The 25,593-nt window shown below is 71.4% G+C and carries 22 protein-coding genes and 1 tRNA gene; 12 read left to right on the forward strand and 11 right to left on the reverse strand.

What is annotated here, in order from left to right:
• Positions 1–4: 4 nt before the first annotated feature.
• Genes ACT3SP_RS14925 through ACT3SP_RS14945 form a run of 5 tightly spaced genes read right to left on the reverse strand, consistent with a single transcriptional unit; the run spans position 5 to position 7,245 of the window.
• A complete protein-coding gene (locus tag ACT3SP_RS14925) occupies positions 5–1,138 on the reverse strand; it encodes a sensor histidine kinase (protein ID WP_444588094.1) in 1,134 nt (377 codons plus the stop codon).
• Complete coding sequence (gene cydC, locus ACT3SP_RS14930) at positions 1,135–2,820, reverse strand: thiol reductant ABC exporter subunit CydC (protein ID WP_444588095.1); 1,686 nt, start codon at positions 2,818–2,820, stop codon at positions 1,135–1,137. The genes ACT3SP_RS14925 and cydC overlap by 4 nt, the downstream gene beginning before the upstream one ends.
• Complete coding sequence (cydD, locus tag ACT3SP_RS14935) at positions 2,817–4,520, reverse strand: thiol reductant ABC exporter subunit CydD (RefSeq protein WP_444588096.1); 1,704 nt, start codon at positions 4,518–4,520, stop codon at positions 2,817–2,819. The genes cydC and cydD overlap by 4 nt, the downstream gene beginning before the upstream one ends.
• A gap of 36 nt (positions 4,521–4,556) precedes the next feature.
• Positions 4,557–5,639 (reverse strand): cytochrome d ubiquinol oxidase subunit II, encoded by a 1,083-nt coding sequence (cydB, locus tag ACT3SP_RS14940; protein ID WP_444588097.1) that lies wholly within the window; start codon positions 5,637–5,639, stop codon positions 4,557–4,559.
• A gap of 49 nt (positions 5,640–5,688) precedes the next feature.
• Positions 5,689–7,245, reverse strand: a complete 1,557-nt coding sequence (locus ACT3SP_RS14945) for a cytochrome ubiquinol oxidase subunit I (protein WP_444588098.1) — start codon at positions 7,243–7,245, stop codon at positions 5,689–5,691.
• Positions 7,246–7,702: 457 nt separating this feature from the next.
• Here ACT3SP_RS14945 and ACT3SP_RS14950 point away from each other — a divergent pair, with 457 nt between their 5' ends.
• The 12 genes from ACT3SP_RS14950 (at position 7,703) to ACT3SP_RS15005 (ending at position 18,370) form a co-directional block, all read left to right on the forward strand.
• Positions 7,703–10,675 (forward strand): Rne/Rng family ribonuclease, encoded by a 2,973-nt coding sequence (locus ACT3SP_RS14950; RefSeq protein ID WP_444588099.1) that lies wholly within the window; start codon positions 7,703–7,705, stop codon positions 10,673–10,675.
• Positions 10,676–10,935: 260 nt separating this feature from the next.
• Complete coding sequence (gene rplU, locus ACT3SP_RS14955; RefSeq protein WP_444588100.1) at positions 10,936–11,244, forward strand: 50S ribosomal protein L21; 309 nt, start codon at positions 10,936–10,938, stop codon at positions 11,242–11,244.
• A 36-nt stretch (positions 11,245–11,280) separates the two neighbouring features.
• A complete protein-coding gene (rpmA, locus tag ACT3SP_RS14960; protein ID WP_096165549.1) occupies positions 11,281–11,535 on the forward strand; it encodes a 50S ribosomal protein L27 in 255 nt (84 codons plus the stop codon).
• Between the two features lie 96 nt (positions 11,536–11,631).
• Positions 11,632–13,164, forward strand: coding sequence for a GTPase ObgE (gene obgE, locus ACT3SP_RS14965; RefSeq protein WP_444588101.1), 1,533 nt, complete (start codon positions 11,632–11,634; stop codon positions 13,162–13,164).
• Positions 13,161–14,306: a glutamate 5-kinase gene (proB, locus tag ACT3SP_RS14970; RefSeq protein ID WP_444588102.1), complete on the forward strand. Its 1,146-nt coding sequence runs from the start codon at positions 13,161–13,163 to the stop codon at positions 14,304–14,306. The genes obgE and proB overlap by 4 nt, the downstream gene beginning before the upstream one ends.
• A 58-nt stretch (positions 14,307–14,364) precedes the next feature.
• Positions 14,365–15,660 (forward strand): glutamate-5-semialdehyde dehydrogenase, encoded by a 1,296-nt coding sequence (locus ACT3SP_RS14975; RefSeq protein WP_444588103.1) that lies wholly within the window; start codon positions 14,365–14,367, stop codon positions 15,658–15,660.
• A gap of 88 nt (positions 15,661–15,748) precedes the next feature.
• A complete protein-coding gene (locus ACT3SP_RS14980; protein WP_444588104.1) occupies positions 15,749–15,937 on the forward strand; it encodes a hypothetical protein in 189 nt (62 codons plus the stop codon).
• Between the two features lie 35 nt (positions 15,938–15,972).
• The gene (gene nadD, locus ACT3SP_RS14985; RefSeq protein WP_444588138.1) at positions 15,973–16,548 is read left to right on the forward strand and encodes a nicotinate-nucleotide adenylyltransferase; all 576 of its coding nucleotides are present in this window, start codon (positions 15,973–15,975) and stop codon (positions 16,546–16,548) included.
• On the forward strand, positions 16,545–17,225 hold the full coding sequence (locus tag ACT3SP_RS14990) for a hypothetical protein (protein WP_444588105.1): 681 nt from the start codon (positions 16,545–16,547) through the stop codon (positions 17,223–17,225). The genes nadD and ACT3SP_RS14990 overlap by 4 nt, the downstream gene beginning before the upstream one ends.
• Positions 17,222–17,599 carry a ribosome silencing factor gene (gene rsfS / locus ACT3SP_RS14995; protein WP_444588106.1) on the forward strand — a complete coding sequence of 126 codons (378 nt, stop codon included), beginning with the start codon at positions 17,222–17,224 and terminating at the stop codon, positions 17,597–17,599. Before ACT3SP_RS14990 ends, rsfS begins: the two co-directional genes overlap by 4 nt.
• Positions 17,596–18,228 carry a histidine phosphatase family protein gene (locus ACT3SP_RS15000; RefSeq protein ID WP_444588107.1) on the forward strand — a complete coding sequence of 211 codons (633 nt, stop codon included), beginning with the start codon at positions 17,596–17,598 and terminating at the stop codon, positions 18,226–18,228. The genes rsfS and ACT3SP_RS15000 overlap by 4 nt, the downstream gene beginning before the upstream one ends.
• Before the next feature lie 69 nt (positions 18,229–18,297).
• Positions 18,298–18,370: transfer RNA gene (locus ACT3SP_RS15005), tRNA-Ala, on the forward strand.
• A 98-nt stretch (positions 18,371–18,468) separates the two neighbouring features.
• Here the strand turns inward: ACT3SP_RS15005 and ACT3SP_RS15010 are convergent.
• From ACT3SP_RS15010 to ACT3SP_RS15035, 6 genes are all read right to left on the reverse strand, one after another.
• Positions 18,469–19,320, reverse strand: a complete 852-nt coding sequence (locus ACT3SP_RS15010) for a sugar phosphate isomerase/epimerase family protein (protein WP_444588108.1) — start codon at positions 19,318–19,320, stop codon at positions 18,469–18,471.
• A gap of 106 nt (positions 19,321–19,426) precedes the next feature.
• Positions 19,427–21,283: a hypothetical protein gene (locus ACT3SP_RS15015; protein WP_444588109.1), complete on the reverse strand. Its 1,857-nt coding sequence runs from the start codon at positions 21,281–21,283 to the stop codon at positions 19,427–19,429.
• A gap of 84 nt (positions 21,284–21,367) precedes the next feature.
• On the reverse strand, positions 21,368–22,747 hold the full coding sequence (locus tag ACT3SP_RS15020; RefSeq protein WP_444588110.1) for an ABC transporter substrate-binding protein: 1,380 nt from the start codon (positions 22,745–22,747) through the stop codon (positions 21,368–21,370).
• A gap of 59 nt (positions 22,748–22,806) precedes the next feature.
• Positions 22,807–23,658, reverse strand: coding sequence for a carbohydrate ABC transporter permease (locus ACT3SP_RS15025; RefSeq protein WP_444588111.1), 852 nt, complete (start codon positions 23,656–23,658; stop codon positions 22,807–22,809).
• 4 nt (positions 23,659–23,662) lie between these two features.
• Positions 23,663–24,682 (reverse strand): carbohydrate ABC transporter permease, encoded by a 1,020-nt coding sequence (locus ACT3SP_RS15030; RefSeq protein WP_444588112.1) that lies wholly within the window; start codon positions 24,680–24,682, stop codon positions 23,663–23,665.
• A gap of 94 nt (positions 24,683–24,776) precedes the next feature.
• Positions 24,777–25,583, reverse strand: coding sequence for a phytanoyl-CoA dioxygenase family protein (locus ACT3SP_RS15035; protein ID WP_444588113.1), 807 nt, complete (start codon positions 25,581–25,583; stop codon positions 24,777–24,779).
• Positions 25,584–25,593 lie beyond the last annotated feature (10 nt).

Genomic DNA, 25,593 nt, shown 5'->3' on the forward strand with positions numbered 1-25,593 from the left:
CGGCTCACACCGCCGGGAGCGTGACCCGCCAGGAGATCATCGTGCCCGGCTCCAGGCTGATCGCGTCCACCCAGCCCGAGTGTCGCCGGGCCCGCGAGGACATGTTCGCCAGCCCGCTGCGGCGCCGCACCGCAGGATCGATGCCGCGGCCGTTGTCGGAGACGTTGACCTGCACCACCCGGTCCACCCCCTCGGAGAACACGCTCACCGAGACCGCCACCGCCGTCGCATGGGCGTGGCGGGCGGCGTTGGCCAGGCTCTCGCGCACCACGGCGACCACGTCCTCGGCGATCTCCGGCGGCAGCTCCGCGTCCATCTCCGCAGGGTGCGGGGGCAGTCGCATCGAGGGCACGAAGCCGAGCCCCGCCGTGGCCAGGCCCACCTCGCGGCGCAGCTGCTCGGTGAGGGTCGCCTCGGCGCGCTCGCGCCGCAGCGACTGCACGATCTGCCGGATCTGAGCGACCGCGTTCTCGACCCCCTGCACCGAGGTGGACACGGAGCTGCGGATCCGCGCGTTCGAGGGCGGCGCCCCCGGGGACTCGAGGGAGTCCACGAGCCCCTCGAGCTCCATGCCCACCGCGAACAGCTCCTGGATCGCGAGGTCGTGGAGGTCCCGGGCGATGCGGCTGCGCTCGTCGTCGATCTCCGCGCTGGACCCGAGCGAGGGGGCGCGCAGGGTGAGGGCGATCAGACCCGAGAGCGCATCGAGACGCTCGCGGTCCGCGGCGTCGAAGGGGGAGGACTGCGCCGGCCTCACCACGGCCAGCAGCCCCGTCCCCTGCTCGGCGGCGTCGATCACCCCGAGCAGCGCCCGGCAGCGCTCGGCGCCGACCTCGAGGAACCCGATCGCCTCGAGGGCGTCGGCGTCGGCCCGCTCGAGGGCCTGCCCGGTCGCGGAATCCCTCGGGACCTCCTCGCCGAGCAGGGCCCCGGCATCGGGGCCGTGGACCATCTCGACGCTCCATCGCCCCGGCGCGGGCGGCATCACCAGCACGGCGCTGCGGGCGCCGAGGTCGCTGCGGGCCGAGCGCAGCAGCAGGTCCAGAAGCTCCTCGGTGTCCCCGCCGGCGAGCACCGCGCCGGCGAGGTCCTGGATCCGGGACCGGTCGGCGCGGGAGGGAGGAGTGGTCGGGGTCATCGGTGCTCCTCGAGACGGAGGGTGGGGGTGCCGGCGGGAATCGCCTCGACGCGGTGGGTGACCACCACGACGGTGCTGTCCCGCGGGACCAAGGAGTCGTCGTCGGGGTCGAGCAGGGCGCGCAGCAGCGCGTCGCCGTGCTCGGTGTCGAGGTGCTCGGTCGGCTCGTCCAGCAGCAGGACCGGGCCGCGGCGCACCACGGCGCGGGCCAGCAGCAGCCGGCGCCGCTCGCCGCCGGAGACGGTGGTGCCGTCGGGACCGAGCATGGTGTCCAGACCCGCCGGGAGGGTCGCGAGCCAGTCGTCGAGGCCGACGGCGGCGAGCGCCGCGAGGGCGGTGTCGTCCTCGAGACCCCCGCGGACCACGCGCAGGTTCTCCCGCACGGTGGTGGCGAAGACGTGGGCGTCCTCGGCGAACATGGTCGCTCCGGCGCGGATCTCCGCGGCGCCGAGCTCGGCGAGGTCCCTCCCGTCCAGCTCGACCCGACCCGCCAGCGGGGTCAGCAGGCCGGCGAGGGTGGACAGCAGCGTCGACTTCCCGCAGCCGGAGGGGCCGAGGACGGCCAGCCGTGACCCGGCGGGCAGGTCGAGGTCGAGTCCCCGCACCCGGGGCGCATCGGCGCTCCACCCCGCGGTGAGCCCGACGGCGCGCAGTGCGGCGGACCCCCGCTGCTCGGGTGCTGGTGCTGGTGCGGGCGCGGGCTCCTCAGGCTCGGCGCCGGCCAGCTCGGCGAGGCGCTCGGCGGCGGCGCGGGAGCGGGCGTGCTGGGCGGCGGCCGCGGGCAGCGCGGTGACGGCCTCGAAGGAGGACAGCGGCAGCAGGAGCAGGATCCCGATCTGCCCGGCGGAGGCGCCGCCGACGGCCCAGAGCGCCCCGGCGGCCAGCAGCGAGCCGGTCACCGCGAGGACCATGGTCAGCGGCACCGCCGCGGCGGCGACCGCCGTCGGCAGCGCGGCCCGGTCGATCGCCGCGTCGTGCGCGGCCTGCCGTGCACGGAGCTCGCTGAGCGCGTCCCCGAGGCGCCCTTCGACCTGCAGCGCGGTCGCGTCGTCGAGGATCTCGAGCGACTTCGCGCCGACGGCCGAGCGGGTCGTGACCACGGCCTGCTGGGCGAGCCGGGCGGCACGGTGCGAGGCCAGCGGTGCGATCCCTCCGGCGAGCAGCAGGGCGGCGAGCATGGTCCCGGCGGCCGGCAGGGACAGAGGGAGGAAGGTCGCGAGCACCGCCACGGCCATCACGATCGCGACCAGGCTCGGCACGATCGCCCTGATGACGTGGTCGCCGAGCTCCTGGGCGTCGTCCCCGAGCCGGGAGAGCAGGTCGCCGCGGCGCAGCCGGGTCAGTGCGTCGTCGGTGCGGGCCGCGAGCGCGGTGAACAGGTTCGTGCGCAGCGAGACCACGCCGCGCAGGGCGACGTCGTGGGTGAGCATCCGCTCGAGCCAGCGCAGCACGCCGCGGGAGACGCCGAGCGCGCGCACCATCACCACGGCGACGGTGAGGTCGAGCACCGGCGGCATCGTCCAGGCCCGGGTGACCAGGTAGGCGGAGACGGCGGCGAGGGCGAAGGCGGAGCCGAGGGTCGCGCAGGCGGTGAGCACCGCGGCCAGCAGGCGGGCGCGGGGGATCTCCAGGGCGTGCTCGGCGCGGCGCAGGGCGCTCGGGGAGCGGGGCGGGGCGCTCATCGGCTCGCCTCCACCCGGGCGATCTCGTCGGCGACGTCCACCAGACGGGAGCGGTGGGCGATCACGATCACGGTGCGGCCCTCGGCGCGCAGCGCGGCGATCAGGTCGAGCACCACCTGCTCGGTCGCGCCGTCGAGGTGGGCCGTGGGCTCGTCGAGCACCACCAGAGGGGCGGGGGAGAGGATCGCGCGCGCGAGCGCGAGGCGCTGCCGTTCGCCGAGCGAGATGCCGTGGCCGGCGCGCCCCAGATCCGCCTCCCAGCCGCGCTCGTCGATCACGGCGTCGAGCCCGGTCGCGGCAGCCGCCGCCTCGAGCTCGGCCGGCTCGGCGTCGGGCCGGGCGGCACCGAGCACGGAGCGGATGGTCCCCGCGGGCAGCACGGGTCGCTGGGGCAGCCAGGCCACCTGGTCCCAGAGGGTGCGTCGGTCCAGGGCGCGCACGTCGGTCGCGGTGCCGTCGGCGGCGATCACCTCGGCGCGCCCCTCGTCGGGCTCCTGCAGCCCCAGCAGCACCTGCACCGCCGTCGTCTTCCCGGCGCCGGAGGGGCCGGTCAGGGCGAGCACGCGCCCGGGCCGCACCACGAGCTCCGCCTCGTGCGGCGCCAGGCCGTCGCGCGAGCGCACGCTCACCCCGCGCAGCGCGAGGCCCGCCCCGCGCAGGTCCGGTGCGGGGAGATCGCCGTCCCGGGGCGCGGGCTCGTCGAGCACCTCGAAGGCGGCGCCGACCGCGGCCAGGCCGTCGGTCGAGGAGTGGTACTGGGCGCCGACGCTGCGCAGCGGCTGGTAGACCTCGGGCGCGAGCACGAGCACCGCGAGCGCCGGCAGCAGATCCATCTCCCCGTAGACCAGGCGCATCCCGATGCTCACCGCGATCAGGGCCACGCACAGCGTCGCCAGCAGCTCGAGCACCATCGAGGAGAGGAAGGCGTACCGCAGCGAGCCCATCGCCGAGGTGCGGTGGCGCTCCCCGAGGCGGTGCACCACCTTCTCGGGGCCCCGCTCGCGGCCCAGCGCCCGCAGGGTCGGCAGTCCGTCGACGAGATCGAGCAGCTGCGACCACAGGGAGCGCATGTCCGCGATGAGCCGCTCGGAGCGGCCCGCGGTGAGCTTCCCGACCAGGATCATGAACAGGGGCACCAGCGGCAGGGTGAGCACCGCGATGACGGCGCTGATCGGGTCCAGCAGGCCGATGGTGAGCAGGCACAGCGGCGTCACCGTGAGCGTGAGCATCAGCTGGGGGACGTAGCCCACCAGGTAGGGGCGCAGGTTCTCGATCCCGGTGGTCGCCAGCGCCGTGAGATCCGCGCCGCGGCCCGCGCCGGAGCGGGGCCCGAGGCGGGCGGCATGGGCGACGAGACGTCCGCGCAGCTCGCTGATCGCCGCGGTCGCGGCACGGTGGGCGGTGGCCTCCTCCACCAGCACGGCCCCCGCGCGCAGGGCGAGCGCCCCCACCAGGAGCAGCAGCAGGCCGGGGGTGCCCTCGGGCACTTCGCCCTCGACCAGCAGGCGCGCCCCGAGCCGGGCGATCACCAGCGCGGTGACGATCACGCACAGCGCCTGCACCAGGCCCAGGGCGACCGTGCGCGCCACATGTCGGCGAGCGGCCCGCACCTCGCGCACCAGGCGCGGGTCCAACGGCGGCCGGCGCCGCCGCGGCGGGGCGGGGGCGTCGACGTCGGGCGCGGCGGTCGCGGTGGTCATGGGGCTCAGCCTGCCAGTCCTCCCTGTCGGTCCCTGTCAGTCCTGCTCGAAGGCGTCGCGGTAGCCCTGCTTCGCCTTCTCGAGGAGCTGCTCGCCGGGCGCGGGGGAGTCCTCGTCGGCGATCCGGTGGCGGAAGACCCGGTAGGTCCAGATCGTGTACGCGATCACGATCGGCAGCAGCACCACCAGCGCCACCAGCATCACGGTCAGGGTGTGCGGCGAGGAGGAGGCGTTGGCGACGGTGAGCGAGTTCGCCGGATCGTTGCTGGCCGGCATCACGTCGGGGAAGAGACCCCCGAACAGGCTGATCGTGGCGGCGGCGATCGCGGTCGTGGTGGCGACGAAGGCGGACCCCTCCCGGCGCGCCCGGTTCAGCGGGATCACGGCGATCAGGGCCACCGCGGCGAGAGCCACCGGGATCAGCGTGTACCCGGTGTTCGAATGGGCCAGCTGGAACCAGAGCAGGAAGGCGGCCCCCGCCAGGAGCGCGGGCCACACCAGGATCCCCGCCAGGCGGTTGGCGTCCGCGCGCAGCCGTCCCTCGACCTTGAGGGTCAGGTAGAGGGTGCCGTGCAGCCAGAACAGGAGCACGAAGACGACGCCTCCCAGCAGGGCGAAGGGGTTCAGCAGCCCGAGCAGGGAGGTGGTGACCCAGCGGTTCTCGTCGATCGCGACGCCCGCGACGATGTTCGCGAAGGCCACGCCCCACAGCAGCGCGGGGGCGAACCCGCCGAGCACGTGCACGACGTCCCAGGCGGTGCGCCAGCGCTCGTCGTCCACCTTGTCGCGCCACTTGAAGGCGCACACCCGCACGATGAGCACCAGCAGGAGCAGCAGCAGGGCGAGGTAGAAGCCGGAGAACAGCGTCGCGTACCACTCGGGGAAGGCCGCGAACAGCAGGGCCCCTCCGGTGATCACCCAGACCTCGTTGCCGTCCCAGACGGGGCCGATCGTCTTCAGGATGGTGCCGCGGGTGCCGGAGCCGCGCCGCCAGAAGGCGGCGACGTTCATCTGCACCCCGAAGTCGAATCCCTCGAGGACGAAGTAGCCCAGGAAGAAGAAGCCGATGAGGGCGAACCACAGGGTCTGCAGGGCCGTGGGGTCGAGCATGGCGTCCATGATCTGTACGGGTCCCTTCTCAGTAGTCGAAGGATCAGGAGTCGAAGGATCAGTAGTCGAAGGAGAGCGTGGGGGTGTCGAGCTCGTCCGTCTCCGGATCCCGCTTCGGCAGGGGGACGCCCTTGAGGGCTGCTCGGCGCATCATCTGGAACCAGACCACCGCGAGCACGCCGTAGACGAGGGTGAAGGCGATCAGGCTGGTGGCGACCATCCAGGCGGGATGGTTGGAGACGGCCTGGGTGGTCATCAGGCGGACCGTCGGGTCGTCGGGATTGGGGTGGACCACCCAGGGCTGGCGACCCATCTCGGTGAACACCCAGCCCGCCGAGTTCGCGAGGAAGGGCATGGGGATCGAGAGCACCGCGAACCACTGGAAGGCCTTCGAGCCCGTGGTGCGGGCGCTGTCGCCCCGGCCGCGCGTGACCCACAGGGCCCAGAGGGCGAGGACCCCGCTGAAGGCGGCCAGGCCCATCATGAGGCGGAAGGACCAGTAGGTGACGAAGAGGTTCGGGCGGTAGTCCGCGGCGATCTCCTGGCCGTGGATGTCGGTGACGGTCTCCCCGAACTCCTCCTTGTACTGGGCGTTGAGGTCGTCGACGCCCTGCAGGGTGGCGCCAGGATCGTTGGTGGCGAGGATCGCGGTGACGTACGGGATCTCGATGAGGTGGGTGACGCCGTCGCAGTCGGTGCTGAAGGCATCCGGGCCGCCGACGGCGAGGATCGAGAACGGCGCGCTCTCCTGGGTGGTGCACAGCGCCTCGGCCGAGGCCATCTTCATCGGCTGCTGCTCGAACATGATCTTCGCCTGGAAGTCCCCGGAGACCACGAGCACGAGGGCGGAGGCGAACATGGCGACGACGCCGAAGCGCACCACCGGGCGGAACAGGTCCTTCGCGGCGTGGTGGTGGTCCGCTCCCTCGGCGGTCTCGAGACCGTGCTCGCGGGCCTTGATGTGGTGGCGCACCATGTGCCAGGAGGCGATGCCGGTGACGAAGGCGGCGGCGACCAGCCAGGCCCCGGAGATCACGTGGGGGAAGGCGGCCAGGGTGGTGATGTTGGTGAGCACTGCCAGGAGCGAGCCCTGGGAGGGATCGAGCTCCGCGCGCCCCGTCTCGGGGTTCAGCAGGGCGCCGACGGGGTGCTGCATGAACGAGTTCGCGGCGATGATGAAGTACGCCGAGAGCATGGTGCCGATCGCGACCGCCCAGATGGTGAGCAGGTGGATGCGTTCGGGCATCTTCCCCCACCCGAAGATCCACAGACCCAGGAAGACGGACTCGAGGAAGAAGGCCGCGAGGCCCTCGAGGGCCAGCGGGGCCCCGAACACGTCGCCCACGTAGCGCGCGTACTCGGACCAGTTCAGGCCGAACTGGAACTCCTGGACGATCCCGGTGGCGATGCCGATGCCGAAGTTGACGATCAGCATCGAGCCGAAGAACTTGGTCATCCGCGTCCAGGCGTCCTTGCGGTCGGGGTCCTTGGACGCCACGGCCGTGGTCTGCATGATCGCGACGAGCAGTGAGAGCCCGATCGTGAGCGGGACGAAGATGAAGTGGTACACGGTGGTGATGCCGAACTGCCACCGTGCGATGTCGAGGGCTTCCATGGGGTCCTCCCGAGTGAACGACGCGCTGTCATGAAACCTAAGGAGCGGGCCGGGTGCGCGACAGGACCATGGTCCTCCCTGGGCACGGCGTCGGCCATCCCCGTGCCTGCGACGGGCGGGCCGCTCCGCGCGGGTGAGGCGGACGCCACATCGCGGAGCCGCGCCGCGCCGACGCCTCGCCCCGAGCGACGAGCGCATGTCCTCCGGGGCCCGGCCGGGGCCCTGTGCCATACTGGCCGAGGCACTCTCTCGCCCCGTACCGGGTGAGGGAACCTCCCGGCGTCGTGACGTCGGAGCACCGGCTACGCGGAGGACCGCGACCGCAGTGCTCCCCCGGTCGGCATCGCAGCGCTTCCATCGGGGAGCTGCGCGACGGCGAGGGCTTGAGACTTCCGTCCTCAGGGACGATGACCAGACGGGACCAGGGTGCGCTGGTCCTCCAGAAGGAGACGGCCGTATGGCTGACAGCACCCATGATCCCGAGAACGACTCGTCGGAGGAGACCCAGGCACCGCCCCCCGCGCGCCGCCGCCGTCGTGCCGGCGCCCCCGCAGGAGCACCGGCCTTCACGCCGCCCTCGGTCCCGGAGCCGGAGAGCACCGCACCCCGCACCGTCGTCGCCGCCCAGGACGAGGGCCCGGCCGAGCCCGCCACGACCACGAGCACCCGGCGCCGGCGCCGTCGCGCCGGTGCCCCCGCCGGCGCTCCGGTGATCCCCGCACCGGAGTCCGGTGCCGAGGAGACCACCGCCGAGGAGGCTCCGGCCGAGGAGGTCGGGACCGAGCAGCCGTCCGCCGATGACGCGGACACCGCCGCCGAGCCCACCGCGGAGGAGGACACCACCGACGAGGACACCGCCGAGGAAGGCGCCGAGGACAACCCGGTCGTCGGCGACCTGCGCGCACTCGCCTCCTCCCGCGGCGCCTCGGGTGAGCGGGAGCGCGGCTCCGCGTCCGCCGCAGGCTCCGGTACTGCCACGGGCTCCGGCTCCGCCGCAGGTTCCGGACCCGACGCAGGTCCCGGCTCGGACGCAGGATCCGGTTCCGACGCCGACGCCGACGACGACCGCGCCCGCCGCCGCGAGCAGGTCCAGATGGACTTCGCCTCCCTGCTCTTCCAGGCGCCGACGCCGCAGCCCCGCACCACCGTCGGCCCGCAGGACGCCCCTGCCGGCAGCGCCGAGATCTCCTTCGAGGGCGTCGAGGAGGAGCGGGACCGGCGCGAGGAGGACTCCGAGGGCGAGGACGAGTCGACGCAGGGTTCCCGCCGCAGCCGCAGCCGCTCGCGCCGCTCCTCGCAGCGCGACGCCGGCTCCGTCGAGGAGGCCCGCGGGGGCTCCGAGAGCACCTCCGGCTCCGCCGACGATGGCGACTCCGACGGCGACTCCCAGGAGGAGGACGGCTCCGAGGGCCGCAGCGGCGGCTCGGGCGGCGGCTCACGCCGCCGTCGTCGCCGCGGGGGCCGGGGCCGCCGCGGCCGCGGCCGCGGCGACGAGGACGGCACCGACAGCGACAGCGACGGGGACGACGACGGGGGAGAGGACTCCTCCTCCCGCGAGGACGAGGACGGGAACGGGACCGAGAACGGCGACTCCCACGGCGAGAGCTCCGGTTCCGGCTCCTCGGGATCCTCCAGCTCGCGTCGACGTCGGCGGAGGCGCCGCTCCGGCAGCGGCAACGACGAGCCCGGCACGTCGGACGATCCGCCGAACACGGTCGTCAAGGTGCGCGAGGCCCGCGACGAGGTCAAGGCCGTCAAGGGCTCGACGCGGCTCGAGGCCAAGCGTCAGCGCCGCCGCGAGGGTCGCGACGCCGGCCGCAAGCGCAATGTCATCACCGAGGCCGAGTTCCTGGCGCGCCGCGAGTCCGTCAAGCGCTCGATGGTGGTGCGCGAGCGCCCCGGCCGCACCCAGATCGCCGTGCTCGAGGACGACGTCCTGGTCGAGCACTACGTCGCCCAGAAGTCGCAGACCTCGATGGTCGGCAACGTCTACATGGGCAAGGTCCAGAACGTGCTGCCCTCCATGGAGGCGGCCTTCGTGGACATCGGCAAGGGCCGCAACGCGGTGCTCTACGCCGGCGAGGTCAACTGGGACGCGGTGGGCCTCGAGGGCCAGCCGCGCCGCATCGAGCTGGCCCTCAAGAGCGGCGACCCGGTGCTGGTGCAGGTCACCAAGGATCCGATCGGTCACAAGGGTGCCCGCCTGACCAGCCAGATCTCCCTTCCCGGCCGCTACGTCGTGTTCGTGCCCGGCGGCTCGATGACCGGCATCTCCCGCAAGCTGCCCGACACCGAGCGCACCCGGCTGAAGAAGATCATGCGGCAGATCATCCCCGAGGACGCGGGCGTCATCGTGCGCACCGCGGCCGAGGGCGCGAGCGAGGAGGAGCTGACGCAGGACGTCGCACGCCTGCGCGCGCAGTGGGAGAAGATCACCAAGGCGCAGAAGTCGAAGTCCGCGCCGGTGGCCCTCTCCCAGGAGCCCGACATCGCCATCAAGGTGGTGCGCGACGTCTTCAACGAGGACTTCACCTCGCTGATCGTGGAGGGCGACAAGGTCCACCAGGACGTCCACGACTACGTCTCCGAGGTCGCCCCGGACCTCCTCGAGCGGGTGACCAAGCACGTCCCGACCACGCCGGGCAAGGACGTCTTCGCCAAGCACCGCATCGACGAGCAGCTGCTGAAGGCCATGGACCGCAAGGTCTACCTGCCCTCGGGCGGCTCGCTGGTCATCGACCGCACCGAGGCGATGACCGTCGTCGACGTGAACACCGGCAAGTTCACCGGCTCCGGCGGCTCCCTCGAGGAGACGGTCACCAAGAACAACATCGAGTCGGCCGAGGAGATCGTGCGCCAGCTCCGGCTGCGCGACATCGGCGGCATCATCGTCATCGACTTCATCGACATGGTGCTGGAGTCCAACCGTGACCTCGTGCTGCGTCGCCTGGTCGAGTGCCTGGGCCGCGACCGGACCAAGCACCAGGTCGCCGAGGTCACCTCGCTCGGCCTGGTGCAGATGACCCGCAAGCGCGTGGGTCAGGGCCTGGTCGAGACCTTCTCCACCCCCTGCGAGCACTGCCACGGTCGCGGGCTCGTCGTCGACATCGACGGCGAGCACCACCACGACGGAGGCGGCGGCAACGGCGGCGGGAACGGCGGGGACGAGTCCTCGAAGTCCTCGCGGCGACGGGGCCGGCGCTCGCGCGGCGGGGCCAAGGAGGAGAACGAGACCCCGGAGAACGGCACCGAGGAGAACCCGGACGTGCACCGTCTCGAGGACGATGCCGACAGCCGGGCCCTCGCCCGTGCCACGATCGCCTCGATCGCCGCGGCCTCGGGCAGCCATGCGCAGCCCGAGGTGGTCGTCGACGGGGAGGTCGTGGACGTCCCGGAGGCCGACGGGCCGGCCACCCCCGATCAGGGGTGACGTGTTCCACAGGGTGTGACCGCGTTCTCGCAGGTCGCACCGCTTCCGGTGGTTGACCGGCCGGTCCCGGGGTCGTAGGCTGTCCCGTGGCGCAGAACGCGTCGCAGTCGTGCTCCCGGTGGACATCGCGCGACCGCATCTCCCGCCCGAGCACTGCGCGAGCAGAGCGCGGGACAGGTTGACGGTCGCAGGTCCGCGGTGACACCCGGCAGGGCGCACGACTCGTAGAGCAGATCCGATTCACAAGATGGAGCATTGACGTGGTGTACGCAATCGTCCGCGCAGGCGGTCGTCAGGAGAAGGTGTCGGTCGGTGACACCATCGTGATCAACCGCGTGGCAGGCGAGGCGGGCGACAGCATCGATCTCGCTCCCGTGCTGCTGGTCGACGGTGACAAGGTCACGTCCGCCCAGAACGAGCTTGCCGAGGTGAAGGTCACCGCCGAGAAGGTCGAGGACCTCCGCGGCGAGAAGATCCGGATCCTCCGGTACAAGAACAAGACCGGTTACAAGAAGCGCCAGGGCCACCGCCAGGAGCTCACCCGGCTGAAGATCACGGGCATCGCCTGAGCGATCCCTTCGAACACAGAGAAGGATTGATTCCAGATGGCATCAAAGAAGGGCGTCAGCTCCTCCAAGAACGGGCGTGACTCCAACGCCCAGCGCCTCGGCGTCAAGCGCTTCGGCGGCCAGGTCGTCGGCGCGGGCGAGATCCTCGTCCGTCAGCGCGGAACCAGCATCCACCCCGGTGACGGTGTGGGCCGCGGCAACGACGACACGCTGTTCGCGCTCACCGCGGGCACCGTCGAGTTCGGTCGCAAGCGCGATCGTCGCGTGGTCAGCGTCGTCGAGACGGTCTGACCGCTCGCCCCGGCATGCCGGGGCGCACAGCGTCCTTCGAGGGGCGGAGCCGAGCGCTCCGCCCCTCGTCGTTCATCACCACCATCGGAGTCACCCATGGCCACATTCGTCGACCGCGTCCAGCTGCAGGTCGTCGGGGGATCGGGCGGCCACGGCGCCGCCTCGATCCGTCGCGAGAAGTTCAAGCCCCTGGCCGGTCCCGACGGTGCGGACGGCGGCCGCGGTGGCGACGTGATCCTCGAGGTCGACGCCTCGACCACGACGCTGCTCGAGTACCACCACAAGCCCCACCAGCGCGCCACCGGCGGCGGCTTCGGCAAGGGCGACCTGCGTCACGGCGCCCGCGGTCAGGACCTCGTGCTGCCCGTGCCCGACGGCACCGTGGTCACCGACCAGGACGGCACCGTCCTGGTGGACATGATCGGCATCGGCACCCGCTACACCGCCGCCCGTGGAGGCAGCGGGGGACTGGGCAACGCAGCGCTGGCGAACACCAAGCGCAAGGCCCCCGGCTTCGCGCTGCTCGGCGAGCCCGGGCAGGAGCGGTCCCTCGTGCTCGAGCTGAAGACCGTCGCGGACGTGGCGCTCGTGGGCTACCCCAGCGCCGGGAAGTCCTCGCTGATCGCGGCCATGAGCGCGGCGCGGCCCAAGATCGCCGACTACCCCTTCACCACCCTGGTCCCGAACCTCGGGGTCGTCGAGGCGGGCCAGCACCGCTTCACGGTCGCCGACGTCCCGGGCCTCATCCCCGGCGCCAGCCAGGGCAAGGGCCTCGGGCTCGACTTCCTGCGGCACATCGAGCGCTGCCACGTCATCGTCCACGTGCTCGACGCCGCGGCGATGGAGTCCGATCGCGATCCCGTCGGTGACCTCGTGACCATCGAGAACGAGCTCGCGACCTATGCGGCGAGCCTCGACGAGGAGGCCGGCACCCGGGTGCCGCTCATGGAGCGCCCCACCGTGATCGTGCTGAACAAGACCGATCTGCCCGACGGTGCGGACATGGCCGATATGGTCCGCGCGCAGCTCGCCGAGCGCGAGGTCCCGATCCACGACGTCTCCGCCGTCTCCCGCAAGGGGCTGCGGGAGCTCGCCTTCACCCTCGGCGAGCAGGTCGAGCAGGCCCGGGCCGCGCTGCCCGCACCGGAGGCGGCGCCGATCGTGATCGCCCCCCGGGCGGTGGACGAGAAGGACTTCCACGTGGTCACCGAGCAGTACGACGGGGGGACCGCCTTCCGGGTCCGCGGCGACAAGCCCGAACGCTGGGTGCGTCAGACCGACTTCTCCAACGACGAGGCCGTCGGGTTCCTCGCGGACCGGCTGGCGAAGCTGGGGGTCGAGGACCGGCTCTACGCGGCCGGCGCCGTCGCGGGCTCCACCGTGCTGATCGGCCCCGGCGACGACGCGGTCGTCTTCGACTGGGAGCCGACGATGGTGGGGGGCGCCGAGCTGCTGGGCCGCCGCGGCACCGACAAGCGGCTCGAGGACCACCATCGCCCCACTCGTGACGCGAAGCGCGAGGAGCAGCGTGCCCGCACGGAGGCACGGATGAACCGCATCGCAGCCATGGAGGCCGAGCGGAGGTCCGGGCACTGGGCCGACCCCGCCGGCGAGGAGGACCCCCGGTGAGCGTGGCGGGGCTGCGCCAGCCGGAGCGGCTCACCACCCGCGAGTCGCTCGCGGCCTCGCGTCGCCTCGTCGTGAAGATCGGCTCCTCGAGCCTCACCGACGCCGACGGGCGTCTGGACCGCTCGCAGGTGCAGGTGATCGCCGACACCGCCGCGACCCTCGTCGCCGACGGCACCGAGCTGGTCATCGTCTCCTCGGGGGCGATCGCCGCGGCCCTGGGCCCGCTGGGGCTGCCCGAGCGTCCCGCCGCCGTGGAGCTGCAGCAGGCCGCCGCGAGCGTCGGCCAGGCGCTCCTGGCCACCGCCTGGCAGGGCGCCTTCGCCGCGCACGGCCTGGTCACCGGGCAGGTGCTGCTCACCGAATCGGACGTGATCCGCCCCCAGACCTACCGCAACGTGCGCTCCGCACTGGAGTCCCTGCTCGGCCTCGGCACCGTGCCGGTGGTGAACGAGAACGACACCACCGCCACCCACGAGATCCGCTTCGGCGACAACGACCGACTGGCCGCACTGGTCGCCCAGCTGATCGGAGCGGACGCGCTGATCCTGCTCACCGACGTCGACGCCCTGTACACGGCACCGCCGCGGGAGCCGGGCGCCGAGAGGATCGGACGGGTCGACGACGTCGCACGCCTGGCCGGGGTGAACATCGGCTCGGTCGGCTCGAAGGTCGGCACCGGAGGGATGGTCACCAAGCTCTCGGCCGCTCAGCTCGCCTCCACCACCGGCACCGCCGCGCTCATGACCTCCGCCGCGCAGTTCGCCGCCGCGGTGGCGGGCCAGGACGTGGGCACCTTCTTCCCCGCCCATCACGGGCGCCGTCGCTCCCGGCTGGTGTGGCTGCGCTTCGCGACCCGCGGCGCCGGGACCCTGCACCTGGACGAGGGAGCCGCCGGAGCGGTGCGCAGCCGGCGCCGCTCCCTGCTGGCCGTCGGGATCTCCGGCGTCGAGGGCACCTTCCCGGCCGGTGTGCCGGTGGACCTCGCCGCGCCGGACGGCGAGGTGATCGCCCGCGGTCTCACCTCCTTCAGCAGCGACGAGCTGCGCGCGATGGCCGGGCGCGGCACGGACGAGGCGCGCGAGACCCTGGGGGAGCGGTTCCGCCGCCCCGCCATCCACCGCGACCAGCTGGTGGTGCTCTGAACCGGCCGAGGTGCGGACACCGCGGGACCCCCGCTGACCTGCGGCGTATCCTCGGCACATGACTGCTGAGCCTGTGACCGCTGAGCCCGTGGCTGCTGAGCCCGCCGTCCTCGCCGCCGCCCGTGCGGCCCGCGACGCCCAGCCGGCGCTCGCCCGCCTGCACCGCGGCACCAAGGACGAGGTGCTGCGGGCGATGGCCGAGGCCCTCGTCGAGCGCGCCGCGGAGATCGTCGAGGCCAATGCCCGGGATCTCGAGGCGGCAGATGCCGCCGGGATCGCCCCCGGTCTGCGGGATCGTCTCGCCCTGGACGCGTTCCGGGTCGAGAGGATCGCCCAGCAGCTGCGCGACGCCGCCGCTCTTCCCGATCCGGTCGGCGAGGTGATCCGCGGCTCGGTGCTCGAGAACGGACTGGAGCTGCGCGAGGTGCGGGTGCCGATGGGCGTGATCGGGATGGTCTACGAGGCCCGCCCGAACGTCACCGTCGATGCCGCGGGACTCGCCCTGAAGGCGGGCAGCGCCGTCGTGCTGCGCGGCGGCTCCGCGGCGCTGCACTCCAACACCGCTCTCATCGCGGTGCTGCGCTCCGTGCTGGCCGCGCACGACCTGCCCGAGGACCTGATCGTCGGCATCGACGAGCACGGTCGTGAGGGTGTGGACGTGCTGATGCGCGCGCGGGGCCTGGTCGACCTGCTGATCCCGCGCGGCGGCGCCGGCCTGATCCGTCGGGTGGTCGAGAACTCGCTGGTCCCCGTCATCGAGACCGGCACCGGCAAGACCCATGTGCTCATCGACGCCACGGCCGACCTCGAGACGGCCCGGCAGATCGTGGTCAACGCCAAGACCCAGCGGGTCGGCGTGTGCAACGCCCTGGAGACCCTGCTGGTCCATCGCGACATCGCGGAGCAGGCGGTCCCGCGCCTCGCCGCCGCGCTGGGGGAGGCGGGGGTGCGGCTCCACGTCGACGAGCGCATCGCCGCGCTGCTGCCCGAGGACGTCGACGCCGTCCCCGCGATCGCCGAGGACTGGGACACCGAGTACCTCGCCCTCGAGCTCGCCGTCGCGATGGTGGACGACCTCGACGGCGCCCTGGCCCACATCCGCGAGCACTCCACCGGGCACACCGAGTCGATCCTCACCCGCGACCTGCGCAGCCAGCAGCGCTTCCTCGCCGAGGTGGACTCCGCCGTGGTCATGGCCAACGCCTCCACCCGCTTCTCCGACGGCGGGGAGTTCGGCTTCGGCGCGGAGATCGGGATCTCGACCCAGAAGCTCCACGCCCGCGGACCGATGGGGCTGCGGGAGATCACCGCGAGCAAATGGCTGGTGGTGGGGCAGGGGCACGTGCGGCCGTGAGCCCACTCCCATCATGCGCGTCGAGGCGTGAGCCCGTGCGCCGCTGTGGGATGATGGCCCGGTCACCCGTGGAAAGGCCTCCGACAAGATGATCGACCAGCTCATGATCCTCGCCGAGTCCGGCACCCTCGCCAGCGAGGGCGTGCCGCCCGCCGCCGTCGGCATCGGCGTCCTCGTCATCCTGATGGCGCTGCTGGGCGTCACCTGGCTCACCGGCGGCGCGCACCACCGCAGCCTGGACAAGAAGAGCGGACACACCTCCGACTCCGACCACTGAGCCTCGTGGAGCTGCAGCGACGACGGATCGGCGTGATGGGCGGGACCTTCGATCCCATCCATCACGGTCACCTCGTCGCCGCCAGCGAGGTCCAGAGCGTCTTCGCGCTCGACGAGGTCGTCTTCGTCCCCACCGGTCGGCCCTGGCAGAAGACCGATCAGGAGATCTCCGATCCCGAGCACCGCTACCTGATGACGGTGGTCGCGACCGCCGCGAACCCCGTGTTCACCGTCTCCCGGGTGGACATCGACCGGCCCGGGGCGACCTACACCATCGACACCCTGCGCGACCTGCACCGCGAGCAGCCCGAGGCGGACCTGTTCTTCATCACCGGTGCGGATGCGCTGCAGAACATCCTGACCTGGAAGGACACCGAGGAGATCTTCGAGCTCGCGCACTTCGTGGGCGTGACCCGTCCCGGTCACGAGCTCGACACCTCCGGCCTCCCCGATGACGGCGTGACCCTGATCGAGGTGCCCGCGATGGCGATCAGCTCCACCGACTGCCGCACTCGCGTCGGCGCCGGAGCCCCGGTCTGGTACCTGGTGCCCGACGGGGTCGTCCAATACATCAACAAGTACGCCCTCTACACAGGAGGTGACGGCCCATGACCGAGCCCGAGTCCACGCCGCGCCACGGGCGCCGCGCCCGAGCGCTGAGCCCCGAGGAGAGCGCGGCCCTCGAGGCGCGTGCCGCGCAGGAGACCACCGGCGAGCAGGCGGCCGTGCCCGGCGTCCGTGGGGCCGTCGCCCCGCCGTCGGGCGACGCCCCCGTGCCCACCCTGCGCAAGTTCGGCCGCCGCGCCCGGATCATCGAGCTCAGCGACGAACCCGCGAGCACCGACGCGTCGAGCACCGACCCCGCGCGCACCGAACCCTCGGGCTCCGACCCCGCGAGCGACGCCGACAGCGGCACGACCGCCGAGGCGGGGACCGCCGCAGGACGGGCCGGCGGGCCCGCCGACGGGACCAGCGCCGAGGACGGCTCCGCAGCGACCGTGACGCGAGATCACGACGGCGTCGAGCTCGGCGAGCTGGCGATCACCGACGCCCCGGACCCGCGCCCGGCGCCGCGCTTCGACGGCAAGGTGCTCCACCGACCCGAGTCCGGCGGCGGTCGCACCCTGGTGTGGCTGGTGTGGGCCCTCATCGCCGTCGCGATCGTCGTCCTCGTCGTCCTGCTGCTGACCGGTGTCCTCGGCTCCGACACGGCCTCCGCCGCGCTGGCCGACCCCGGCCTGTCCGATCTGCTCCCCACCCATCCCGTCCCGGAGGAACCTGCCGCGTGAGCGCTCCCGAAGAATCCCTCGACCTCGCCCGCGTCGCCGGCCAGGCCGCCGCCGACAAGCTCGCCGAGGAGGTGATCGGCCTCGACGTCTCCGAGCTGGTGGTGATCACCGACGTCTTCCTCGTGTGCAGCGGGGACAGCGAGCGGCAGGTCTCCGCCGTCGTGGACGGCATCGAGGAGGCGCTGCTGACGGAACGCCGCCGCAAGCCGCTGCGCCGGGAGGGGGAGCGCGACGCGCGCTGGGTGCTGCTGGACTACGGCGACATCGTCGTGCACGTCCAGCACGCCGAGGATCGCGCCTTCTACGCCCTCGAGCGGCTGTGGCGCGACGCGCCGGTCATCGACCTGCAGATCGACGGGGACCGCACGGCGTGACGTCCGCCCGCACGCGTCTGGTCCTGGTGCGCCACGGACAGACGGACTACAACCGCCAGGGCCGGCTGCAGGGGCAGGTCGACATCCCGCTGAACGCCGCGGGCATCCGGCAGGCCGAATCGCTCGCCGCGACCGTCACCGAGAACCCGCCGGACGTCGTCATCGCCTCGCCGCTCGAGCGGGCGGTGGAGACCGCCCGCATCGCCACCCGGGGCACCGGCCTCGAGATCATCACCGACGAGGCCTTCCTCGAGCGCGGCTTCGGCCAGTGGGAAGGGCTGAAGGGCGAGGAGATCCGCACCCGCTGGCCCGCGGAGCACGCGGACTGGCGCGCCCACCGCCCGGTGCGCGGTCTCGGCGTGGAGGACCGCCCCGAGGTGGGGGAGCGGGTGGCGGCGGCCTGCCGCGATCTGGTCTCCCGCCATGCCGGCGGCACCGTCATGGTGGTCGCCCACGGAGCGGCGATCACGCTCGGCATCACGGCCCTGCTGGGCCTGGACACGGACGGTTTCCGAGGTGTCGCGGGGCTCGAGAACTGCCACCGCTCGGTGCTCGAGCCGCTCCTCGCGGAGCCGGCCGACGGGCTGATGAGGCTGGTGTCACACAACCTCGCCCCCGATTTCCTCTGACCTCGGGAACGATGTAATATCGACGAGTCGCCCGACGGGCGGCACCGACGCGGTGCGAGAGCACGGCACGGGGCTATGGCGCAGTTGGTAGCGCGCTTCCATGGCATGGAAGAGGTCAGGGGTTCGAATCCCCTTAGCTCCACTCGAGAATCTCGTGAGACAGTGACTCGTCGGAAGGGCCCCGCCGCTTGGCGGGGCCCTTCCGCTGTCCGGGGATCGTCGGCTCCCAGGGCGGAGCGGTCAGCGCTCGGCTCCCAGGGCCTCGAGGAACCGGGCGGACTCGAGCACGGCCTCGTCGCCGCCGATCTCGAGCGTGGAGTGACCGTCGAAGCCGCCATCGACCAGGGCCTTGAACGCCCCCTCGATGTCCACCACTCCGGTCCCGAGGGCGATGTCGGCCATGCCGCAGCCGAAGATCTCACCGCGCCTCGCCTCCCACTGCGGGCCGAGGTCCTTCCAGTGCACGTGCTGGATGCGGTCGCAGAACCGCTGCACGTACTGCACCGGATCGGTGCCCGCGAGCCAGGCGTTCCCCGTGTCCAGGTTCAACCCCAGGGCCCGCGAGTCGATCGCCTCGAGCAGCGCCGAGGTGCCGTCGAGCGTCCCGGTGATCGGACCGTGCGGCTCGAGGAGGATCGAGACCCCGTGGTCCTCGGCGACCCGGAGCGGCTCGTGCAGCTTCTCGGCGATGAGGAACACGCCCTGGTCCTCGCTGAGCGACCGTCCGAACGCGGTCGCCGGCTCGCCCTCGGTGGTCACGACGTGCCGGACCCCGATGGCGGCCGCCGACCGCACGGCCTTGATGATCTGCGAGGTGCCGTACCGCCAGGGCGCGGTCGCGTCTAGCAGATCGGAATGGGCGCAGTACGAGGTGATCCTCAGGCCCCGATCGGCGAAGAGCCGCTCGAGGTCGAACGGGTTGGCGTCCAGGCTGGCGACAGCGCTGAAGCCGAAGTGGTTCCCGAGCACCGCGCCGTCACCGGTGTCGGTGACGTCCGCGTACCGAAAGCCCCAGTCACGGATTCGGTCCAGCTGATGGTCCAGGGTCGTGAACGGGTCGACCAGCGCGAAGCATCCGATCGTGATGGACATGGCCTTCTCCTCTGCTCCGTGGGGCAGCGGCGTGCCCCGTCATGGGATGGGCGAGTTGGGATGGGCCAGGGTGGGGAGCTGTTCGTCGGCGCGGGCCGACGCCCCCTCATCCCTGACGCATGGACTCCGGGATGGGCAGTATCTTCTGCAGCACCCGGGAGCTCGATCGGTCGGTGAAGGTGATCAGCATCTCGGTGTCGGTGGAGCGCTCGGGATGCGAGTAGACCACGTAGACACCGTCATCCCAGGTGTTGCCGCAGGGCTCGCACACGGTGACGTCCTGCAGCTCGGGGACTTCGCGCCACGGGTCACCGGGCTCGTCGGCGAGGTAGACGCTGATCGTCCCGGTGTCCCAGGTGGACGGCTGGGTGATCAGCAGCCAGGGCTCCCCGGGAAGGTTCGTGGCTCGCAGGATCGAGTACGTGTTGCCTTCGAGCGACGACTCGGGCATCAGGTTCTCCGCCTGCATCGGGTCGGCGACCCACCCGCCGGGCACTGCGCTGTTGCGGTACTCATACTGCGCCGGATCCGTCCACGGCTCGTCATCACCCTCGGTCGGAATCTTCACCCGGGCCAGGTAGTGCGCGCCGACGTCGGGACGCCAGAAGTAGAGGTACTCGCCGTCGGTGCTGGGTGAGGACAACTGCATCTGACTGGGCAGGTCCGGGGCCTGAACGAAGACGTCGTGCATCTCGACGGTGCCGCTGTCCAGGTCCCAGTCGGCCACGCCATACACCTGCAGGCTCGGCCAATCGCCGTCCCGGGAGCACATGCCCCAGTAGGTCAGCAGGAGGTTATCCGAGTTCGGCTTGGCCACCACGCCGGTGCTCCACGCGAGGGTCTTGTCCTCGGCGCAGTCCGAGCCGTCCTCGGCCTTGAGCACGCCGTGCTCGGGCTTGATCGCGGTCTCTGGAGGTGCGTTGAACGGGTCGTTGGTGGTGTTCGGGATCTCGTGGAACAGGTCGTACATGCCGGTCCCCGCAGTGGTGACCACGTTGCTGTTGCCCCAGCGCCCCACCGCGTCCTCGGCCTTCTGCGGCCCGGTGATCGGACGGTAGATCCCGTCGCCGAAGGTCACGAAGTGCTTGTCTGGATCGCCCGGCATGGCCACCGACCAGCCGCCGTCCCGTCCCACCCGGCCGAGCCCCTCGAGCTCGTAGGCCGAGAGGATCAGCTCCGCCCCGGGACGGTTGTTGACGATGCTGCGGACCGGCTGCGTGCTCACCGTCGCGCCGGCCACCTCGGCCTCCGCGCTCAGGACCCGCAGCCCTCCCACCATGTCCCAGTGATTCAGATCGGTGGTCGACTCCGAGTCCCACAGATAGGTGCAGGTGGCTCTCGTGCCGGAGCGGGTGCACTCGCCGGTGCCCAGCACCTCGTCGTCCATGCGGAAAGTCGCCTCCTCCGGCAGCCGGTGACCGGTGAACTCGGCCACCACCTCCACCTCGCCGCCGACCTCGACCTGGTCCGAGGGCGCGCTGAGCGTGGCCTGCAGACCGTTGCGCACCACGACCTCGTGGGCGTCACCGGCCTCCCCGAGCCCTGCCTCGCTCCAGGCCCGGCACGAGAGCTCGTGGTCGCCGTTGTCGACGGCGTGGGTGGACCAGCCGCCGTCCAGGGTGCCGTAGACGGCGAGGTCGAACCTCGTCCCCGGGCCGGCGTCGGGGGTGAACCCGAAGCCGAGCGGTTCGCCGTCGAGGAAGAACTGCACGCCGGCAGCCGTCGTCGACGTGGTGGCCACCAGGGGCACCTCGCCGCGGGCGATGCTGCGGGACGTGGAGACCGAGCACGAGGGGACCTCCTCCGGCCCCGGCTCGGCGGTAGCGCGATCCAGGCCGGTGAGTCCGCCGGCGACCACGGCGAGCGCCGCGGCGGCGGCCGCCGTGCGGGGCGGGAGAGCGCGTGTCCGGGATCGGCGGTCACCGGAGGGAGAGGGATGGGGGGCGGCAGGACGAACGGGCATGCTCATCTCCTTCGATGGGGGCTGCTGCACTTCGTGGACTGCGGGTCGTGCGGGAAGCTCGGTCCGACGGGAACGGCGGGTCGGTCAGCTCTCGGCAAGGGCCCCGAGCTGGGAGACGAAGTCGTCGACCGCCTCGTCCACCGGCGTCTTGTCGTTCAGCATGGGGTTCCAGACCGCCTTGGTGACGTCGACGGCGCGGTTGGCCCACCGGTCCAGGAAGGTGGTGCCGGACTTGTTCGGGTTCTCCAGCTCGGCCCTCACCGTGGAGATCACCTCGCCGTACCCGGCCTCCGCCTCGGCCTTGTTCTCCATGTAGGTGAAGAAGCCTTCTGAGCCGGGGGTGTAGGCGAGGGGGGTGATCCCGATCTCCGCGTACGCCTCGTTGAACCCCGTGGTCAGCATGTAGTGGATCAGCTTCCAGGTGGCGAGCGGGTCCGGGAGATCCACGGGGGAGCAGAACGCATTGCCCTGCAGGATCGACACCGATCCGCTCGAGCCCTGCGGCATGGACACGAAGCCCCAGTCGTCCTTCAGCGCCTCCCCGTAGAACCCGGTGAACCACTGCCCGCCGTACATCATGGGCACCTCGCCGTTCATGAACGTGGCGATCGTGTTCTGGGTGGAGAAGTCCGGACCGTTCATCCCCCCGGCCTTCACCGAGTCGACGAACCGCTGCGCTCCCTCGCGGAACTCGGGGCCGGCCTCGATCGAGGTGATGCCCCGGAAGGTGGTCGAGGCGTCCCCGGCCAGACCCGGACCGCCGTTGCTCATCGAGTACATCGAGGCCCCGAACGGGTCGGTGATGGTGGGCAGTCCCGTCTGCATCCCGTAGCGGGTGACCTTGCCACCCTCGGTGACCGCCAGGCTCTCGGCCGCATCGAACAGGTCGTCCCAGGTCCACTCGGGGGAGGGCAGGTCCACCCCGGCCTCCTCGAACAGGCGCTTGTTGTAGTAGACGCCGTCGACGTTGACCTCCTGCGGCATCCCGATGACCTTGTCGTCCACGGTGAACAGGTCCAGGTACCCGGGACCGAAGTCGTCGAGGTCCAGCTCGGCACCCTCCGGCGGGTCGTCCAGCAGCGGCGTCCAGTCGTACAGCCTGCCGTTGGCCGCCATGGGGGAGACCACGCCGGAGTTGTTGTCCGCCCAGAACACGTCCGGCAGCGAGTTGGACGTGTTCATCGAGTTGATCTTGTTGAAGTACTCGCCGCCCGAGACCGACTGCACGGTGACCTCGATGCCGGATTCCTCGGTGAACGCCTCCAGGGTCTTCTCGAACAGGGCGAGCTGCTCGGGGTTCGCCCAGCACAGCAACGTCTGAGGAGTCGTGCCGGGGCCCAGGTCGTCTCCCGAGACCCCGGCGTCTCCCGCCGGCGCGTCCGAGTTGGTGAAGCCGGCACAGCCGGCCGCCGTGAGCGCCGCGGCGCCCGCTCCCATGGCCAACAACTGGCGTCGTCGCATCATCGTCGGTCCTCCTGTCATCCGTGGTCGGTGTGTGGGTCCGTGGTCCGTCGCCGGGGTCGTCATTTCTGGGTCATCCCCAGGGAGCCGAGCCCGAGCATGAAGTAGCGCTGCGCGAAGAAGAAGAGCAGCAGCACCGGCAGCATGTAGAGCAGGTTCGAGGCCATGTAGTAGTTGTAGGTGGCGTCGACCCCGGCGTGCAGGGACCCCAGGAAGGACGCCATGCCGAGCGAGAGCGTGTACTTCTCGGGGGACTGCAGGTAGACCAGGGGATTGATGTAGTCGTTCCACGAGGACTGCACGGCCAGGATCGTCATGGTGATCCACAGCGGCTTGGTGAGCGGCAGGATGATCCGGGTGAAGACCTGCAGGTGCGTGGCGCCGTCGATGAGCGCTGCCTCGTCGAGCGCCTTGGGGATCGAGGCGAAGAACTGCCGTGCCAGGAAGATGAACAGCGGCACCCCGAAGAAGCCGTGCAGGAACAGCGGCCACCAGGTGTTGTTGAGCCCGAGCCCGATGTACATGCGCTGCAGCGGCACCAGGGTGACGATGGGCGGGATGAACATCGTGAACACGAAGGCGTAGAACAGGGCCTTGCGCCCCGGGAACTCGATCCGCGCGATCGCGTAGCCGGCGAGCATCGAGCTGAGCACCGCCCCCACCGTGAACAGCCCGGTCACCACCAGGGTGTTGCCGGCGAGCTGGTAGAAGTTGATGACCTGCGGCCCCACCACGAAGTTCTCCCACTCGAAGCTCGAGGGCCAGAACTCCGGCGGCAGCGCGAGGATGTCGCTGTCGGGCTTCAGCGCGATGGAGAGCATCCACACCAGCGGGACCAGCATGGTTACGCCGAAGACGGAGCACAGCAGGTACCAGCTGATGCGGCTGAGGATCAGGGGGACTCGGTGCGACATCGGCTCACTCCTCGTAGACCCAGGCCGAGGACGTCTTCAGGGCCAGTGCGGTCGCGCCCACCACCATCAGCAGCATGATCCAGGCCTCGGCGGAGGCCAGTCCCAGCTGCGGGTAGGTGCCGAACGCGTTCATGAAGATCTTGTAGCCCAGCAGGTACGTGCTGGTCCCGGGACCGCCCTGGGTCAGCACCTGCACCTGGTTGAAGGCCTGGAAGGCGAGGTTGAGGCACAGGATCACCTGCAGCAGGATGATCGGCGTCATCATCGGCAGGGTGATCGAGAGCATCCGCCGCACGGGACCGGCACCATCGACCTTCGCCGCCTCGTAGAGCTCCTGGGGCACGTTCTGCAGGCCCGCCAGGAAGATGATCATGGTGCCGCCGACGCCCCACAGCCCGATCAGCACGATCGAGGGCATGGCCATCGTCTCGGAGTAGATCCACGAGCTCGTGGGGAGGCCGAGCCTCTCGAGGATCTGGTTCGCCAGTCCGTACGAGGGCTCGTAGATGTAGGCCCACAGCGTGAGCACCGCGATCCCGGGAAGCACCACCGGGAGATAGAAGATCGTGCGGAAGATCTTCACCCCCGGGTACCGGTGGTTCAGCAGCAGGGCCAGCAGGAAGCCGCAGATCAGGGTCGACGGGACCGTCAGCGCCACGAAGTAGAAGGTCGCGCGGATCGACGGCCAGAAGGTCGGGTCGACGGTGAAAAGGTAGGTGTAGTTCTCGATCCCGATCCAGGTCGCCGGCCCCATCCCGTCCCAGTCGGTGAACGAGTAGTAGAACGAGGTCACGACCGGATAGCCGATGAAGATGATCAGTCCGATGATGGACGGCAGCAGGAACAGGTAGGCGTTCGCGGTCGCCTGGCGCCGGCCGGGGCGGCCGCGTCCGCGCCGTGGCGTGCTCGGGCGTCCCGTGAGCTCGGGCACCGGCGGGGCGAGCGGTTCGTGCGCGCTCGCTTGCGAGGGGAGGGAGTCGGTGCGTGCGGGCACCGCCGTCCCGCCTCGATCCTGTCCGTTCACGGCCTGCCTCCTCGCAGTGCTGTCGGACCCCGTCCCCCACGCGATGATCGCGCCGTCCCGGGCTGTGACGGCGTCGTCACGCCGGACCGAGGACTCATGCGGTCCCGGAGGACTCGTACAGCAGGGGATTGAACGGTCCGCCGACGGTGTCCCCCGGCTGCGAGTCGACCAGCCAGTTCTCGAGGTCCGCCTGCTGGTTGTCGTTGGTCGGCTCCTTGATCACCATATCTGCGTCCATGTAGATGATGGTCATGACCCGTCGGGGCTCCTGGCCCTGATTGGCACCGGCGCCGTGGAACGTCCAGCCCAGGTGGAAGCTGATGTCGCCGAGCTGGTACGGGTTGTCGTCGCGGGAGAAGCCCTGCTCGGTCATCAGCTCCGCGATCCGACGCTCCGAGTCGTCGCTGATCGGGAGGTCCCGGCCCTCGCTGAACGTGTGGCTGCCCGCGTAGAAGGTGAGCGGCCCCATCTCGGGGCCGGTGTCCTGCAGGGGGATCCACACCGTGCAGCACCGGTCCGAGTCCATCGGCCAGTAGTACTGGTCCGCGTGCCACGGGGTGATCCCACCGCTCGGCTCCTTGTACAGCGCCTGGTCGTGGTAGAGGCGCACGGCGCGCACGCCGAGCAGTCCGGCCGCCAGCCGGGCCAGGTCGGGGGAGTGCACGAAGCGGGAGACCGCTTCGTCGTGGCGCCACAGGTTCTCGATCTGCAGGAACGCCTTCCCGTAGGTGTCCCGCTCTTCGAGCGGGAGGTCCTGGGTGTTCAGCGCGATTACCTGCTCGGTGATCAGCGGGCCGAAGTGCTCGAGCTGAGCTCGGTCGAGGACGCCCCTCAGCTTGATGTAGCCGTTCTCGTCGAAGAACCGGCGATCCTCCTCGGCCAGCTGGAACGGGGTCGTCACGGTCCGGTGC

The sequence above is a fragment of the Brachybacterium sp. AOP43-C2-M15 genome (assembly GCF_052446295.1).
In the GTDB taxonomy this organism is placed as follows: Bacteria; Actinomycetota; Actinomycetes; order Actinomycetales; family Dermabacteraceae; genus Brachybacterium.